14 protein-coding genes are annotated in these 17,758 nt (G+C 32.4%); 5 read left to right on the top strand and 9 right to left on the bottom strand.

From position 1 onward, the window contains the following. Positions 1-176: 176 nt before the first annotated feature. Complete coding sequence (locus IEV10_RS13215) at positions 177-2,543, top strand: NACHT domain-containing protein (protein WP_229719720.1); 2,367 nt, start codon at positions 177-179, stop codon at positions 2,541-2,543. Positions 2,544-2,576: 33 nt separating this feature from the next. Here IEV10_RS13215 and IEV10_RS13210 read toward each other — a convergent pair whose 3' ends face one another. The 4 genes from IEV10_RS13210 to IEV10_RS13195 are packed head-to-tail and all read right to left on the bottom strand — an operon-like array spanning position 2,577 to position 6,143. Beyond that, positions 2,577-4,421, bottom strand: coding sequence for a PLP-dependent transferase (locus IEV10_RS13210; protein WP_188375209.1), 1,845 nt, complete (start codon positions 4,419-4,421; stop codon positions 2,577-2,579). Positions 4,422-4,457: 36 nt separating this feature from the next. Further along, positions 4,458-5,063 carry a hypothetical protein gene (locus IEV10_RS13205; protein WP_188375208.1) on the bottom strand — a complete coding sequence of 202 codons (606 nt, stop codon included), beginning with the start codon at positions 5,061-5,063 and terminating at the stop codon, positions 4,458-4,460. Between the two features lie 20 nt (positions 5,064-5,083). Further along, positions 5,084-5,680 (bottom strand): FMN-binding negative transcriptional regulator, encoded by a 597-nt coding sequence (locus IEV10_RS13200; RefSeq protein WP_188375207.1) that lies wholly within the window; start codon positions 5,678-5,680, stop codon positions 5,084-5,086. A 19-nt stretch (positions 5,681-5,699) separates the two neighbouring features. Then, positions 5,700-6,143, bottom strand: a complete 444-nt coding sequence (locus IEV10_RS13195; protein ID WP_188375206.1) for a DUF1569 domain-containing protein — start codon at positions 6,141-6,143, stop codon at positions 5,700-5,702. A 52-nt stretch (positions 6,144-6,195) separates the two neighbouring features. Between IEV10_RS13195 and radC the strand changes: the two genes are divergently transcribed. Genes radC through IEV10_RS13175 form a run of 4 tightly spaced genes read left to right on the top strand, consistent with a single transcriptional unit; the run spans position 6,196 to position 9,805 of the window. Next, positions 6,196-6,894: a RadC family protein gene (gene radC / locus IEV10_RS13190; protein WP_188375205.1), complete on the top strand. Its 699-nt coding sequence runs from the start codon at positions 6,196-6,198 to the stop codon at positions 6,892-6,894. Positions 6,895-6,897: 3 nt separating this feature from the next. Next, positions 6,898-8,196: a polysaccharide deacetylase family protein gene (locus tag IEV10_RS13185; RefSeq protein WP_188375204.1), complete on the top strand. Its 1,299-nt coding sequence runs from the start codon at positions 6,898-6,900 to the stop codon at positions 8,194-8,196. After that, positions 8,189-8,875, top strand: a complete 687-nt coding sequence (locus IEV10_RS13180; protein ID WP_188375203.1) for a YjjG family noncanonical pyrimidine nucleotidase — start codon at positions 8,189-8,191, stop codon at positions 8,873-8,875. Before IEV10_RS13185 ends, IEV10_RS13180 begins: the two co-directional genes overlap by 8 nt. Positions 8,876-8,926: 51 nt before the next feature. Next, positions 8,927-9,805, top strand: coding sequence for a cell envelope integrity TolA family protein (locus tag IEV10_RS13175; protein WP_188375202.1), 879 nt, complete (start codon positions 8,927-8,929; stop codon positions 9,803-9,805). On the opposite strand, the gene IEV10_RS13170 is transcribed toward IEV10_RS13175, so the two are convergent. The 5 genes from IEV10_RS13170 to IEV10_RS13150 form a co-directional block, all read right to left on the bottom strand. Further along, a complete protein-coding gene (locus IEV10_RS13170; RefSeq protein WP_188375201.1) occupies positions 9,802-11,079 on the bottom strand; it encodes a replication-associated recombination protein A in 1,278 nt (425 codons plus the stop codon). The two genes, IEV10_RS13175 and IEV10_RS13170, sit on opposite strands and share 4 nt — an antisense overlap. A gap of 66 nt (positions 11,080-11,145) precedes the next feature. Then, the gene (locus IEV10_RS13165; RefSeq protein ID WP_188375200.1) at positions 11,146-12,156 is read right to left on the bottom strand and encodes a hypothetical protein; all 1,011 of its coding nucleotides are present in this window, start codon (positions 12,154-12,156) and stop codon (positions 11,146-11,148) included. Positions 12,157-12,167: 11 nt separating this feature from the next. Then, entirely contained in the window at positions 12,168-12,974 is an 807-nt protein-coding gene (locus IEV10_RS13160; RefSeq protein ID WP_188375199.1) for a hypothetical protein, read from the bottom strand. A gap of 8 nt (positions 12,975-12,982) precedes the next feature. Continuing rightward, entirely contained in the window at positions 12,983-14,500 is a 1,518-nt protein-coding gene (locus IEV10_RS13155) for a SusD/RagB family nutrient-binding outer membrane lipoprotein (RefSeq protein WP_188375198.1), read from the bottom strand. A 6-nt stretch (positions 14,501-14,506) separates the two neighbouring features. Beyond that, the gene (locus IEV10_RS13150; RefSeq protein WP_188375197.1) at positions 14,507-17,617 is read right to left on the bottom strand and encodes a SusC/RagA family TonB-linked outer membrane protein; all 3,111 of its coding nucleotides are present in this window, start codon (positions 17,615-17,617) and stop codon (positions 14,507-14,509) included. Positions 17,618-17,758 lie beyond the last annotated feature (141 nt).

Raw genomic sequence — 17,758 nt, 5'->3', positions numbered from 1 at the left:
AATTATAGTTTTACAATCAAATTGGATAAAAATTGCAATGAATAATTAGAGTCAAAATCGATTAATTTTAGTTTAATTGAAGGGCAGTTTTTAAATACTTCTTTAAAGCATTTAAATTTAATATATTTGGTTAGTATCCAAATATTTAATATGAAAACAGAATTATGAATTATAGATTGAGTGATGAAGATTTTAAGCAAAAATTAAAGAGTTTAGACGAAAAAAAACTTAGACTTATTTTAATACAATTATTTGAAAAGCTAAATTTTCAAGAGATAGATCATCATCATGGAACTACTGAATTTGGAAAAGATATTGTCTTTTATGAAAAAGATACCTTCGGTAATAAGGTTTGGTATGCTTGTGTGGTAAAATCAGGAAACATTACACAATCTACTTTGGGTGAAGTCCATAGGCAGGTTAGAGAGTGTTTTAAAAGCAAATATCCAAGTACATCATTTGGTAGAGTTCAGATTAACAAAGTAATGGTGATTTGTAGTGGTGTATTTTCTGGTAATACTAAAACTCTAATAGCAGAAGAAATTGATGAGTCAAATAAATCAGACGTAACATTTTGGTCTCAAAATCAATTAAGTGATTATTTTAAAGATAAAGGATTAACTAATCTTGTAGTAAACAAAAACCAAAATGTACTTCTGACTAAATTCAATGAGCAAATGCTCACCGATGTGTTGCAGAACAAATCCTTAAAGTTTTTACAAACTGATTTTGATATAAATATTGATAATTTTGGTGAATTTGAGTTATCTGTAAAAGCTAGGAGTACTAAATTCGAAAAAGATAGGGAGAAATATTTAGAAGGACATACGACTAAACTGCCGGTGAGATTCTTGCCTGATACTAAGAAAATTATTGAAAATAGACGGTCATTATTTCTGCATGGTATCGCAACCTCAGGGAAAACCACAATACTAAAAAAAATAGGCAAAGATTTTATATTGTCAAAACCAAATTCAATAGCTTTCTACATTGAACTTAATAAATTGAATAATGACTCGATAACACCAGTGTCTAATTACATAGATGATTTTTATTATAATTTAACAAAACACAGTTTTGATATAGCTGATTATGATAACCAAGACATTTTATTTTTACTTGATGGACTAGATGAAGTTCAGAACCTAGATCTTAGAAAAAAAATCATAAATGAAATTAAAGCTTTCGCTATTTCAGATTACAATATTCAAATCATTTTATCTTCTAGAACCTCTGATATTGTTAAAAATGATTTGGAGCTTGATTCAATTTTTGATCAGTTTGAATTAATGTCTTTGAACCTAGGAGAGTTAGTGAAAGTTGGTGAAAAAATTATACCTGATGGTCAACAAGCAGAGTCATTTGTTGCAATGGTTACTAAGGGTGAGATTGTTAATGCATTTCCTAAAACACCCTTAACAACAATATTATTAGCAATTTTATTTAAAGAAGATAAGATTGACCCGAAGGATTTGCCAAGGAACATTACTGAACTTTACGAAAAATTTATGGATTTATTCTTGGATAAATGGGATAAAGAAAGAGGTGTATCTCAACAATATAAATTAAAAGAGAGGTTATATGTATTGAAGGAAATTGCAGGTAAAATGCATTACAATAACACAAAAGAAATTAGTAGAGAAGAATTACTTAAGTTTTTAAAGAAATTAAAGGTTGAAAGACCTGTAGAAATTTTAAAAAACCCAGAAGAATTTTTGGAGAATATTGGAACTAATTCTAACATATTAATTTACAATAACGAAACTAATAAATTTAGATTTTTCCACTTGACCATTCAGGAATATTTGTCGTCTTTGGCATATAGTTCTAAAAATGAAATTTATCTAGCTGATAATATTTTAGATGAGTGGTGGTTAAATCCAAGTATTTTTTATGCCGGCAAGGTGCCGGAAAATGCAAGTTTAGTTTCTCAGATTGCAAAATTGAAACAATATCCAACAGATACATTAGATAAATCAACTTATATTATACATGCGTCTAAGGTTTTAAAAGCAGCTCATTTAATTAGTAATTCGGAGCGAAAATATATGCTTAAGTCTATGTTGGGTCTGTTTGACAAAATGACTAAAGAATTAATATTATCCTTGATTGGTGAAAAAGACCCAAAATATTACAAAAGAACTATTTTGGATTTGATTCTTTGGGCTAGATCATTTTACATGGATTATTTCAGTTCAAATCAATTTCATGATTGTTTAAAAGAAATTTGGCTCGAAATATCAGATGATAATTCTATTACTTTTACCGATATAACTCGGTACTGTATAACCTATGATTTATCTATATCTGAGAGGAATGCAGATTTCTTACTTGAATTTATTTTGGCTGACGATTCTCTAAACCCAAGATGGTCAAAAATTATAGATGTAGATATTAGTGTTAAAAATCTAAAGTATGATAGAAAGGGTAAACCAATTTTGAAACTTAGACAAAGCGCAGTTAGAAACAAAAAATATATAGCAAAACAATTTAATGAGCGTATTTCAAAACATTATAAATCTATAACAAGTATAGATGAATAGATATATAATAATGTTGGATTTTATTAGGTCTAACTAAATCCCTCCAACAAACTCTAAAAACACCTCTTTATGACGTTCTAAATCCATATGACCAGAAAGTGCGACACGAGCAATGTAATCTTTATCGCCTTCTTTAGTAGTACCCTGTGTTGAGGTTGCTGGGATGGTCCAATAACAACCTTTTAATTGTCCATAGCTGACACAGTACTTACTCTCACTTGGGATTCTGGTAATCATTAAATTAATGAGCTTATGATTTAGTTGTCGCTTGTAAGTTTCTCGTTCTTCATCAGTATTCCCTTTTGTCGGTAGGTCTAAAGAAAAAACAGATGGTGTAAACCCACGCTTTGCCAATTCTTCTGATACAAAATTGATTTTAGCTTCAGGTAATTTTTTACTTATAAAGTTTACAAACGCTCTAGTATTCTTATAAGCTGCTTCAACTCTTTGATTCATAGATGGCATTTGCTCCGCTAAAATCGCATACTGAAAATCGGTAGCTTCATTATCACAAAGGGATAAATGAATAGCAATCCTCTCCATAAGACGTTCAGTGTTTTTATTACCTACACAATAGCCAGCGGTGCATTTTCCTCCACTCGGAAACTTAGAGCCACTTGCATAAGAGATGGCTTTTCCTGTTGCTAACAGTTCTCCTTCAGCTAAAAACTGAATGTTTGGACAAAAGGTTTGGTCTAATATAAAAACAGGTAAAGTAGCATTAGCACCAGAGGATGTTTTTCGGACTTTGGTTAAAACTGCTTTTAGCTCCTCTAAGTCAGGAACTTCAACTCTTGGGTTAGTCGGAATTTCTGCAATGATATATGGAATGGCATCTTGGGCTGCAATAGTATCCAAAACAGTTTTTAGACTGCTTACCATATCATTGTCGCCATCCACTTCTAAGTCTACAATAGCTACATTGTGATTACAAGCAGCAACACGTCTGGCTTGGTCGTTTGTACCGCCGTAACAATTAGTTGGTACAATAAATTTTATGGCTTTGCCATGGTGGTTTTGTTGGGCATCGTCAATCAATCCCATCATAATTGCATATTGTATAGATAATCCGCTTGAACCAACTAATGGTTTTCCTGTGGTTGCAGTAATGGTTTTGATAGATTTTAAAACCTCTTGCTTATTAGCTTCACGATTGCTGTTTTGAGTTTCCAAAGTTGAGTTTTTAACTAAAGCTTTTAAAGCCACCAAGGTGTTTTGCGGTGTCATGGCAATACTTTCTCGACGTCTTACATGCTGAATTTCAGAAATGTAGCTTTGGTTTTGTTTGCCATTAATTAAAATAACACTGCCTAAATTTTCATAAAGATTTATATAAAAATCAATATTTGGATTGAGTAGGTTAGTAGTAATAGTGTCTTCATTAGACACATAAATTACTCGACCATTAAATTCAGGTATAGCTTCCGCATTCTGAATTTGTTTTATTTTAAAACTATACCCGTAAACGCGTTTTAAAAGTTCGGCATTAAAGTTATTAGGTAATTTCTCTTTGTAGGCAATTAATGTGTTTTTGTTGTCGAGTAAATTCTTTCTTAGAACTGCCAGAATTGGCATGGTCTGCGACGAAAAATTAATTACATATTCGGATTGAATTCCATGGATTTGTGCAATTGCCCATTCAAACACTGAAGACAAAGGATGGCCTAGCCTAATATAGTCATATGCGGTAGGTAAGGTTTGAAGTATTGATGCTTCAAAGTTATTGGCATTATATAGCTTTTCAAATTCTGTTATAAATTCTGTTTTGGCTAACTTTTCGTTGTAGATATCTAGACGATGCGTAGTTAAATCGAGCCAATCAGTTGGCATATTATCTAATACGGCTTTTAGGTAGTTTATTATATTTTGGTTTTGCATTAAGTCAATCTTAAAATATCTATCAAAGGTAAAGTTTTAATCTTCTACTTGACTAGCAAATTGCTCAGACATTTCCTGTAACTCATAAAATTTTTCTTCAGTTTCAGTAAGAAAATGAAATGTTACAAGTTTGTCATTTACTTTTGAATAAATACTTTTTTGTAATGCAATAGTGTCGTTATCACTTGTTGTAAAGCTATAATTGATATATTTTTCATGATATTCACCAAATACATCTTCATAATAATTGTCAATAGAGCAGTTTAAAATAGTATTTTTTTTTCTCATTGATACAATTTCGTTTAGAAGGCAATAGTTGTAAATATTTTTATCATTTAACATAGGTGTTCCTAATGTATCATTATCATAAAAGACAATTAGTTTATTTAATGGAGAGTTATTATCAATAATGCCAAGAACAAATTTACCTGATGATTGCTTTAAAGTTGCTGAATCTAAAATAATGCCTTTAGTGCTTCTTTTTGCCCCATAAATTGAATACTTATTTTGATAAAATACTTTTGAACTTTTGGTTACTGAATCATTTGACGTTGAGTGAATATTAACTGAATTCCATTTTTTTTTATTACAAGAGGAGACAAATAATATTATAATTAGAACTTTAAATAAATTCGATTTCATTCTTTAATTAAATGTTTAATTTATGATGCGAACACGTTATCTAAAAACTGTTTTATACTTTCTTGGTTGGTTTTTATCAACGCTTCTCGTGCTGCTCTAGTATCTCTTGGGTTTTTGTCTTGAGAGAGCTTAAACTTGCCTTCCCAATTGGTAATTTCTATTTCAAACATCTCAATATAATTTAGATTTCTATCTAGTCTTGGATTATCTGGTTCAAGAACGTACTTGTGGTCAGGCGCTTCTAAGAATTCAGTCATGGTTATTAGTGACTGTTTTAAAGCTGCTTTACTTTCAATAGCTTTTACTTTGCCCTTGAGATGTACTTTAATATAATTCCATGTAGGTAATTGTGTTGTCGTATATACACTTGGAGAGATGTAACATTCAGGGCCAGCAAATATGATGGTGACATCATTATTGTCTTTCAATAGCTGGGCTTGAGGATTATAAATATCTATATGCCCAATAAGCTTGTTGCCTTCTAATATTAAAGGTAAATGGGTAATAAGTGGTTGGTTATCTTTTACAGAAATTACCGTAGCAAGTGGGTAGGTTTTAATCACTTCAATCATGTGATTGATGTCATTATCTTGATGATGTTTTGGAGGGTACTTCATAATTTACCGGCATTTGAGTCTATACACCAAATTGCCTTAAATGGTGATCTAAATGCTTGTATTGCATTTTGCCCCATTGGTCTTTAGTAAGCTTTCCAAATGCAGGATGAGGTTGCCAGTCTTCTCTTTCGCGTTGCGCATTCAATTCGTTAATAAGAGTCATAATTTCTGTTTTTTCAGTTTCAAAATTTTTGTCATCAGTAATTTTAAAACCTGGTGCTGTTGGCATATTTTTTCGCCATAGCTTATCACTGTACATTGATTTCTTAAATAATAGATTAACCAACCAGTTAGGTTTTACACCATAGTCTTCTTTTTCTAGAATAATATTTAATGGCATTTGGCAATGATAAAGCATTTGTCCAGGGTTCATTTTTCCCCATTGTGCTTTTGTATCTTCGTTTAGATTATTTATTCGCGTCGAGATTTCGTTATATACGCCGTTTTCAAAAAATGATTTCATAATAATTGAATTTTAATTGATTCTGAAATTTACAATTTTTTATCTTTAGTGCATGTCAGAAAAGCCGACTTCATTTTCAATTAAAAACTGGTCACAAGATGATCAACCTCGTGAAAAACTCAGGGATAAAGGAAAGTCTACCTTAAGTGATGCAGAATTAGTTGCGATACTTATTGGTTCAGGTAGTAAAGAAGAAAGTGCTGTAGATTTATGCAAGCGAATTTTGGCTAGTGTAGATAATAATCTTAATACTTTGGGTAAATTATCTCTAAAGCAATTGCAATCTTTTAAAGGCATTGGTGAGGCAAAAGCTATTACCATAGCTGCAGCTCTAGAATTAGGACGACGACGTAAATTAGAAGATGCTGTAAAACAAGAAAAAATAAAGAGCAGTAGAGACGTATATGATATTATGCAACCAATACTAGGAGAGTTGTCTCATGAAGAGTTTTGGATTCTGTACTTAAATAACTCCAATAAAGTTATGCATAAACAACAACTTAGTAAAGGTGGAATTACTGGCACTTTAGTTGATGTGCGATTGGTATTAAAACAGGCTCTTGAGGTTGGAGCTCTTGCTTTGATTTTATGTCACAATCACCCGTCAGGAACTTTAAAACCAAGTGAAGCTGATAAAAATATTACCCAAAAAATGAAAACAGCTGCGTTGAGTCTAGATATAAAAGTTCTAGATCATTTGATTATAACAGAAAAAGCATACTTTAGTTTTGCTGATGAAAATATATTGTAATAGATGCTCCTAGTTTACACACATAAAATTACGCCTAGATTAACATATACATTTAAGCATTTATGTAAGCGTATTTTGGGAGTAGAAGTGTCTTTTACATCAAAAATTGAAGATTTTATTGCACACGATTCAATAAAAATGTCATATGCTAAACAACCATTAAGTAATGAGATATTTGTAAGGAGTCATAGCCTGCTTTTTGAACAAGGCTTATCTGATATAGATATCGTTGTTAATGATTGGGATGATACAAAAGGGTTTTTTGCAACTGGAGAACGTAGTAATTTACCTTACGATATTTTCGCTGCTTCTTTTTATTTGTTGAGTCGTTATGAGGAGTATTTGCCTCATGTCAATGATGATTATGGACGGTTTTTAGCAACAGAAAGTTTAGCTAAAAAGGAAGGTTTTCTAGATATGCCGATTGTAGATATTTGGGCTTTTAAATTAAAAACTGTTTTGCAAGAGCGTTTTCCTAATTATCAATTTCCTTCTCGTAAGTATAATGTGGCACCTATTATTGATGTTCCAAGTGCGTATAAATATAAATATAAAGGATTACTAAGAACTATTGGTGGCGTTTTAGGAGATGTTTTTAGACTTAAATTTAGACAATTTTATGAGCGAGTTTCTGTTTTGTCAGGATTTAAAAAAGATCCGTTCGATACTTTTAATTGGATAATAAATAGGCAAAAAAGTGTATCCTTTAAGTTTACATTTTTCTTTTTAATTGGTGCTTACTCTACCTACGATAAAAACATAAGTATTAATAAAAAACAATTTGTATCGTTAATAAAATCTGTAGGTGATTATTGCAATATAGGCTTAAAAGCTTCATATTTTGCATTAGAGGATTTAAAAATTCTAAAAAAAGAAAAACAAAAACTAGAGAGTATAACAAATGTAAATTTACTTGCTATCAGAAATTCGCACTCCAAGCTTAATCTTCCAACGACATATAGAAATGCGGTTGAGTTAGAAATACCTCAAGAGCATACTATGGGTTATATTAATGAGTTGGGTTTTAGAGCAGGAACATGTACACCATTTTTGTTTTATGATTTAGACTACGAAGTACAAACTCCATTACAAATTCATCCGTATCATTTTATGGATTTTGCCTTGTTAAAATATGAGTCTTTACTAGATAAGAAGGAAAACCTATTACGTTTTATAGAAAACATTAAACAGGTAGACGGTACATTTAGTCCTGTATTTCATAACTATTCTGTTAGTAATGATAATGCTTGGAGAGGTTTCAGAGAGCTCTTTAACCTTACTTTAAATTCAGTAAATGAGTAATACAATTAAGCATATTTTTTTTGACTTAGACCACACCTTGTGGGACTTTGATAAAAACTCTGGTTTAACTTTCGAGAAAATTTTTGATATACATCATATAGATGTAGGCTTAAAAGATTTTTTGAATGTCTATGAGCCAATAAATTTTCAGTATTGGAAATTGTACAGAGAAGAAAAGGTTACAAAAGCTGAGTTGAGATATGGTAGATTAAAAGATGCTTTTGATAAGATAGGTGTGTCGATTTCTAACGAGTTAATACATGTATTGTCTGAAGATTACATTACGTATTTATCTTCATTTAATCATGTTTTCGATGGTACACATGATGTACTAAACTATCTTAGCAAGAAATATGAGTTGCATATTATAACTAATGGTTTTGAAGAAGCTCAGGAAAACAAAATGAAAGCTTCAAACCTCAAGCAGTATTTTGCAACAATTACTAATTCGGAAATGGTGGGTGTAAAAAAACCAAACCCTAAGATTTTTAATTTTGCATTAGATTTGGCAAATGCACGAGCAGAAAATAGTATAATGATTGGGGATAATCTCGAGGCCGACATTCAGGGAGCCATTGATGTGGGTATAGATGCGATTCATTTTGATTATTCAAATACCAATAAGACGAATAAATTTAAGCAAATAACTCATCTGGCAAGGCTAAAAGAGTTGTTTTAGATTATAATTAGAAAACAAGAACTATATTTACACGTATTTAAACACATAAAAATGTTCAAAAAGTTAGTTTTAATTTTAACGATTCTAGGTATAAGTTGTAAAGGTTTTGCGCAGAAAGATATAAACAATTATAAGTATGTGGTTGTGCCTTTACAGTTTGAATTTTCTGACGGTAAAGACAAATATAGGACTAGTACATTAGTACGCTATTTATTTAAAAAGGAGAATTTTGAAGTATATTTTGACGAGGAAGAACTGCCAGAGGATTTGTTTAGGAATCGGTGTTTGGGGATGTATGTTGATGTGATAAAATTACCTGGAATATTTAAGAATAAGATTCAAATAGAGTTAAAAGATTGTAAGGGCAAACAAATATTTCTATCAGATATTGGAACAACTAAAGTGAAAGAATATGCTAAAGCATATCCTATAGCTATTCGAGAAGCATTCAAAAGTATAGAATTCTTAAATTATAAATACGATGCTTCTTCTAAAGTTACATTAGAAAAAGAAGCTGAAATCCATGCTAAGATTGAAAACACTAAAGAAAGTAATAAAGAAGCTGAGAATGCCAAAGCAGAGGTAGAGAGGCTAAAGAAAGAGGTAGAAGCTCTAAAGCGTCAAAGAGTATTAGAAAAAACTAAAGCGGAAACTGATGCTGCTAGTAAGAAGATTGAAGCAGAAAGCATTAAAAAGGGAAAAATGCTTAAAGAGAAATCTGAGGTAAAATCAGATTTACTTTATGCTCAGCCTATCGAAAAAGGATTTCAACTTGTTGACGCATCTCCTAAAATTATTATGATTCTTTATAAAACTGCCGCTCCTAATGTATATGCTGTTAAAGGTAAAAATGCTATTGTTTTTAAGGAAGGTGATAAATGGTTTTATTCAGAAAACGATACCAAAAAAGAACTGAACATTAAATTTTAATAACCGTATTTTTCTTTCCAGAGTTGTTTTAAAAATTGACGTTGTGCATTTTCTCTTGGGTTATTACCTGGGTCATATAATTTGGTATTACTGATTTCTTTGGGTAAAAACTCTTGGTCTGCAAAGTTGTTTTCGTAGTTGTGCGAATATTTATAATTATCTCCGTATCCAATCTCTTTCATGAGTTTTGTTGGGGCATTTCTAATAGATAAAGGCACAGATAAGTCGCCCGTTTCTTTAACTAATTGTTGTGCCTTACCGATGGCTTGGTAAGCAGCGTTACTTTTTGGAGAACTTGCTAGATATGTAGCACATTGACTTAGAATTATTCTAGATTCTGGATTGCCAATAACAGATACAGCTTGAAATGTGTTATTAGCAATAACTAAAGCAGTTGGGTTAGCATTGCCAACATCTTCACTGGCTAAGATTAATAACCTACGCGCAATAAATTTTACATCCTCACCACCTTCAATCATTCTAGCTAGGTAGTATACAGCTGCATTTGGGTCGCTACCTCTTATAGATTTTATAAATGCCGAAATAATATCGTAATGCTGCTCTCCAGTTTTATCGTAACGCGCGGTATTGGTTTGTACTTGTTTTAAAACAGCCTCATTAGTGATTGTAATCTTATCTTGGTCGTATGATGTGACTATGAGCTCAAAAATATTAAGTAATTTTCTAGCGTCTCCACCTGAAAGTCTAAGCAAAGCTTCAGTTTCCTTGAGTTTTATTTTCTTTTTTGAAAGCAGCTCATCTTCATTCATTGCGCGTTTTAATAAGGCTTCTAGATCATCCTTACTAAAAGAATTTAGGATATAAACTTGACATCGAGAAAGTAGGGCAGGAATGACCTCAAAACTTGGATTTTCAGTTGTAGCGCCAATTAATGTTACCCAACCTTTTTCAACAGCCTCTAATAAAGAGTCTTGTTGAGATTTACTGAATCTATGGATTTCATCAATAAACAAAATAGGGTTCTTAGCTGTAAATAAACCGCCACTTTTTTTTGCCTTATCAATGACTTCACGAATATCCTTAACACCAGAATTAATGGCACTTAACTTAAAAAATGGACGTTCAGATTCATTTGCAATAATATTGGCTAAAGTAGTTTTACCAATACCTGGTGGTCCCCATAAAATAAGAGAAGGTATAACACCGCTTTTTATTTGCTGAAAGAGCGCGCCATCTTTTCCAATTAAATGAGTCTGACTAATATACTCATTAAGAGTTTTAGGACGTAAACGTTCTGCTAAAGGAGTATTCATAGGTTAAATAATCTAAAAAAAAGCCACTCATTTGAGTGGCTTTTAAAATAGTAAATTTTGAATTTATTATTCCATATTTGCCTTCAAAATACGTTTTTCATCTAAAGATATTTTATTGCTAGCAAATCTTCCTTGAGCAACAATATTATTACTAGAATCTGTGATGGTATAATTATTACCGCTTTTAACAATTGTATATGACGTAATTGCACTACCATTGCCTTGATTTAATCCGCCATTGTTTGATGGGAATAAAGAAGAAAGGTCAACCGATTCTACAAAAACCCCTGATTTTATAAAGCTAAGTGTAACAGGAATATCTAAATCTTCAGGGATGAAAGTTTCCCAAAGACTAGCATCTAAAACATATGTCCCATCTGGGTCAGAACCAGAAATTGTTATTTCCTCAGGACAACTGCCATAACTAAAATCAGTAAAAGCGCCTTCGTAGTATAACTCTAAATCAAAATCTATATCACTACAAGGATCTGCTGAATAAGATCCGTCCCATTCAAATCTAGAAATTAGGTTATCACTAATTAAATTTTCTATATTGATAGTAATTATTTCATCAATACTTGCGGCCATTTCAGAAGTAGCGCTTAACCTAAGTTTTATAATCTTTGTTGGATTCGCAATATCTTCAACCAAAGTATTTATATCTATACTAAAGTTCTCGGTGAAAGGGTCAAATGTGGCAACATATCCTGAGCCGCCTAAGTATCCAAAATTAAACCAGCCAGAATCAAACCATGTTGGGTATGGTACAAATATATCATCAAGATCTATTGGGCTATAACCATTGCCAGAATTAGGGTCTCCAATAGCTACAGCAGTAGGTATTGGATTTTCGTTCTCATCTAAAACGTCAATCCTGATATCAATTTTTGTAGAGACAGGATATTCTACAGTAAAATTAAATGTAGCTGTTTCTCCTTCAGTAACTGTAACTGTTGAGTTATCTATTGTTAAACTAGGTTTTCCAGTTCTTTCAATACTATCTTTATCATCGCAAGACATAACTACAATGCTAGCTAAAAGAAAAAATGTAAATAGTTTTAAAAATTTAGTATTCATAGTTATCTTTTTTAATTAGGAATTAAGTCAAAACTCATGCCTGAAGCCGCAGCTTCAACGTCCATGTTATTAATTTGTATAGTTCCATTTGGTAATAATACACCTGAACCAGAAACTACATTTGAAAAATCACCAAGTGTTCCTATTATAGTTATGGTATCATCAGCATTTAATACAAAATCCCATGAAAATACTCCATTAAAATTTGGTAAATTGTCTGCTCGATAAGTGTCACATTCTAATGCAACAATGTTTACAGATTCACCATCTCCATTTGAGGAACCATTAACTGTGTTAGCTGCTGTGAAGGAGCCAACCAAAGGAGGAGCACAACGTTCAAAAAGAATTTCTACAGTTGCAAATTGTTCACCTGCAGAAACACCTTCGACTTCAGATATAAGATTAATCATAACACTTTTCTGTTCATCAAAAGGAAGATTTTCAGGGAAGATAGTGTAATCTAAAGTAGTAGTAGCAACCTCTCTACCGGCAGGAATTGTAAATGAATCTGATGTATTATTTATTTGAAATTCTGTTCCTAATATGGCATTTGTTGTAGCATCTAATTCGTATCTCACTGTAATATCTTCATCAGAATATAAACCGTTAGGGCCACTCGAAAGAGTAACAAAAACACTTTCATTAATTGGGGTAGTGTCAGCAGGTAAAAAAACATAGCTGTCACTTGTTCTGTCAAATCCTACCACAAATGGAAGATTTGCAAATTCGTTTTCAATCTCTTGACGGTCATCATCAGAGCATGATAAAGCTAAGATAAGAGATAGTATAAGTATTGATATTGATTTTATTTTTTTCATAGTTTTTCTTAATTAATGTCCCAAAATATAGGAGTATTGAATGCAGTATCAATACTTTGATTAAAAGGTGTAACATTAGCAGTATTTCCGGCATACTCAGATGTTGGATATAATAACCTTACAGGTCTATTAGGCCTATTAGTTATATCTGGTAAAGGCATATTGCTTGGGAATCCAGTTCTTGAAAATTCTATCCAAGTCTCTATTCCGTTAGTACCTCCAAGATCAATCCATTTTTGGGTAATTATGGCTTCAATTTTATTGGTTGTACCATCCCATCCTATTCCACTTATATTATCTGAATCTACTAAGTAACTTCCTATGTTACTACCTAGCCTATCGAAAGATGATGTAATAGCATCTTGAAATAAAGCTTTTGCATTTCCAGAAGAAAGAATTCCCTTAAAGACGGCTTCAGATTGTAAAAATAAGGATTCAGAAGCTGTCATAATGTACCCATCTTGAGATGGGGAATTTAATAATCCAGGTCCAAAACTCGATGGTAACCCACTTCCGCCTTGTGTATTACCTTCAATGGATGTTTGCGCACCTCTTAGAGCATATAGTCTACTTAAGCGGTTATCCATAACACCAGTACTAGTACCATTTAGATATTCAACTAAGAATGTTGTAGGTCCAGTAGCTCTATTTCCAAAAGTTATATTTCCCGCATTTCCAAATTGTCCAGCAGCATAACCATAAGTGTTTGGAAAAGGGCTCATTTGTTCAGAGGTATCTGCATAACCTGGATTAATTGTTACATCATCACCTACACCTAAAAACATAACTGATGATTGATTAAGACTAGCTATTTGTTGGTTAAGAAATGTATTTACATCTGCATTGTTTTGAGCATAATCGTACATTCTAACAATTAATCTAAGCTTTATGGTATTGGCAAACCTTATCCATTTGTCCATATCTCCATTCATCATAACGTCATTTGTTCCCATATCTATTACCGAATTGACATCAGTATTTGATATCTGGTCAATAGCATCATTTAGGTCATTTATCAAGCTAATGTATACATCTACCTGATTATCATAAGCTGGAAATAAATTACCACCACGTTGATGTAATTCTGAAAATGGAATGTCACCATATAAGTCGACTAAGTACTGAAAATAAAATGCTCTTGAGATTTTAGAAGCCCCTTTGTAATAATCATAATTACCTTCATTTTGGTTATTGATTATAAAGGTAAAGTTACCAGTACGCGTCATTAAGTTGTCCCAAATTGCGGAATAAAAATCTGTGGTAAATTGGTATTGAAATTCTGTAAAATATGGTGCTTGCACCTGTTGTGCATTACCAGACCAGGTTGCTACCATTAAGTTACCTAAACCATTCATTGTTGAAATAAATGTCGCAGCGTTTACAGTCTGCGCTCCTGGCATTATTACTTCTGGTGCTAAATCATCAATTACAACACCATTAGGGTCTTCATTTACCAATACATCTTCACAGCTGATAAATACGACTGATACTACTAAGGTCAATAATATATGTTTTATAGTTTTCATAGCTATTTAGAAATTTAGTTTTACATTAAAGTTATAAAATTTTGTCGGCGGCGTTTGAGCATAACCTCCAATACCTGAACCAATTTCTGGGTCATTATAACCTCTATTTTCTTTTGGTAATACTACTAATAAATTTCTTCCACTGACACCGATAGAAAGTCCATTAATGAATGTATTTTCTAACCATTTCGATGGAAAAACATAACTCAAAGATACTTCTCTCAACTTAAATGCTGTAGCGTCTAATACGAAATTCTCATCCACTCCTGTAAAATCACCACTCTGAACAAACGATTGGTATTGCGCATAAGGAGTAGGACCTCCGTAAGATGGTCCTGTTAGTACAGTAGTATTGGTTACACCAGAACCAGCAACTGAAGAGTTTGGAAATATAAAATGTCCACGTCCATTTTCGGCAGTAATAAAACTACGCCCTTGCCCCGTTAAATTATTATAAATGCCTGAATAGAATACGTGTCCTGTTCTGTAGTCTGCTGTAGCACTTAGAGTAAATCCTTTATATTTTATCTGACCTCCAAAATTCAAGATATAATCTGGGGTAGTTCTACCAAGCACTTTTAAATCAGTTGCGACTTGAGGTGAGCCATCAGAGTTTAATAAAACTCGCCCTTGATCATCTCGTTCATAAGCTGACCCTCTAATTAATGGAAATTCTTGACCTCTTATTGCATATATTCCAGGAGAGCCTGAACCAATGATATCAGAATCTTCAGTAATTTTTGTAGCAACAGTTCGTTGAGACGCATAGCCAAAATTTAAATTTACTTCTAAATCGTCTGTTTTTATTGGTGTTAAACCTAAGTCTAATTCGAAGGCATTAGTTTCTGTCTGTCCAACATTAACTCCAGCAGAGGAAACACTTGTAGCACTTGATACTGATGCATTTAATATTTGGTTATCATTAGTGTAAAAAGAATAACTACCATCCAAAGTAATTCTTGGGATTCCACCGCGCTTTAAAAGCTCTAAGTTTAGATTAGCTTCAAATGTATTTATAAACTCAGGTTCAATATTAGCATCGAAAGTAGATGAAGGAATAATAAATGAGTTTATGCCCGAAGGGAAAGGAAATGATGCAGGTCTAAATCCTGTGTCAAATAAATCATGTTCATCTAGAGCTGAAATATTTGCTACTCTAACATATCCGGTAGAAAATTTTGCTTTATGCAAGAAATCAGATTTTATTTCTGGAAATGCTTTTGTTGGAATAAAAGCAGCTCCCGCCGACCAATAAAAGAAATCTATTCCATTTATGTCTCTACCAGGAGACTGTAGTCTTGAGTCCCATTCTTGACGACCAGTTAGATTTAAAAATAAAAAGTCTTTATAGCTAAGGTCAATATTTGCAAATACTGCTTGTTGGCTGTATTTTGTATTACCGTCAGTTACAACCGTACCTGTAGAGATATTATCTACAGTATATAATCCTGGTAAAGTTAACTGCTCTCCATAGGTTTGCAAAAAAGAACTTTCCCTTTGTGTGGCGTTGAATCCTATGAGAGATTTCAACTCAATATCATCAGTAAGCTGATAATTAAAATTAGTAATTAAATCAGTATATAAACGAGTACTATTTGATTTAAGCACAGAAAGAGATGACTGTATATCTCGTGCATCACCAGTAATTGTGTAATTGGCAATGTAATCGTTATTGTACCTAACTCTATCGTTTCTAAAGGTTACAACATTGCTTCTTAATACAGTACTGATGTTATCATTGAATTGATAGCTTATTTCAGCACTTAAATCTGAACGTTTGCTATCAGAATTACTTCTTTGATTATCTCTAACCCAATAAGGGCTATTACCAAAAGCTGTCCAGTGATCGCCATTATCACCTGAACTGAATACCCTTGGGTCAACATCACTAGGTATTTGAGCTAAATTTGAATATACACCGCTTAATGATTGTGTCCCTGTGCCATCGAAAATTGAAGAAGCAACTGATTGATTTTCATTGGTAAACCGTGCGATACCGGATACTTTAAATTTGCCAAAAGTCTTTCCTGCACTAAGAGAAAAGAAATCCTTAGTAAAATCATCTCTCTCTATGATTCCTTCGGTGTCACGCCTATTAGCAGTCAATGAAAAATATCCATCTCTATCACCTCCAGATAAACTTATAGTGCTTTGAGTTGTTAGACCTGTTTGGAAAAAACGATCCATATTATCTTCTATAAATTCATATGTACCAGTTCTAAAATCGTTAACTGTAGGAAACGGAAGTCCTACAGGTTGTAAAGAGCCATCATATTCTGGACCCCAAGATCCTTGGTCAAATGCATCTATTTCACCCCAATATCCTTTACCATACCGGTCTTGTAGATTAGGTAAGAATGCAATATCTTCAAAGGTTACAGTTCCTGTATATGTGATATTAAGCTTTCCTTGATTTCTTTCTCCTTTTTTTGTAGTTACAACAATTACTCCATTACCACCTCTAGATCCATAAAGTGCGGCACCATTAGGACCTTTTAATACGTTTATGGATTCAATAACTTCGGGGTCTAAATCAGATAAAGTATTTGCAGTTGATATCACATTATCTATAACTACTAAAGCACTATTAGATCCAGATAGAGACCTGGTTCCTCTTAAGATTATATCTGTATTCGGGTTTACTCCTGTATTTGTTGTATTAATCTGTAAACCAGATACTTTTCCGGCTAATGCTTGTACTGCGTCAGGGTTGTTTGCTGCAACAATCTCATTAGCTTTAACATTCTCATAGGCAGTAGTAATCTCATCAGGTTTACGTTTAATACCAACAGCAGTGATAACAACTTCTTCAAGTGCTTCACTATCTTCTTCCATTTTGACATCTATTCTAGTAGATTCAGAAACAGTTATTTCCTGAGTTTTCATTCCGAGATAACTGAATACAATAATGTCTCCAGTTTTGGCATTTATAGTATAATTACCGTCGAAATCTGTTTGAGTTCCAGTGGTGGTATTTTTAATTAATACATTAACACCAAGTATAGGAACGCCAGATACATCAGTAACTGTACCTGAGATTTCTTTCTCTTGAGCATTAGAAAATTGAAATACCAATGAGAATAATAATATAAATATTCTCGTAAAATTTGTTTTCATATAAGTGATTGATTTAGTTATATTCATCAAATTTTACATTTTTTTATTGTTTTTGCAAAGAAAATCTTAATTCATTTTTAATTTTATACTAATGAATTGTTAATTATTACTTTGATTATAATTCTTTCGATTTGGTAATAG

This window comes from Winogradskyella haliclonae (assembly GCF_014635865.1).
Lineage (GTDB): Bacteria > Bacteroidota > Bacteroidia > Flavobacteriales > Flavobacteriaceae > Winogradskyella > Winogradskyella haliclonae.
This window is presented reverse-complemented; position numbering and strand designations above follow the sequence as displayed.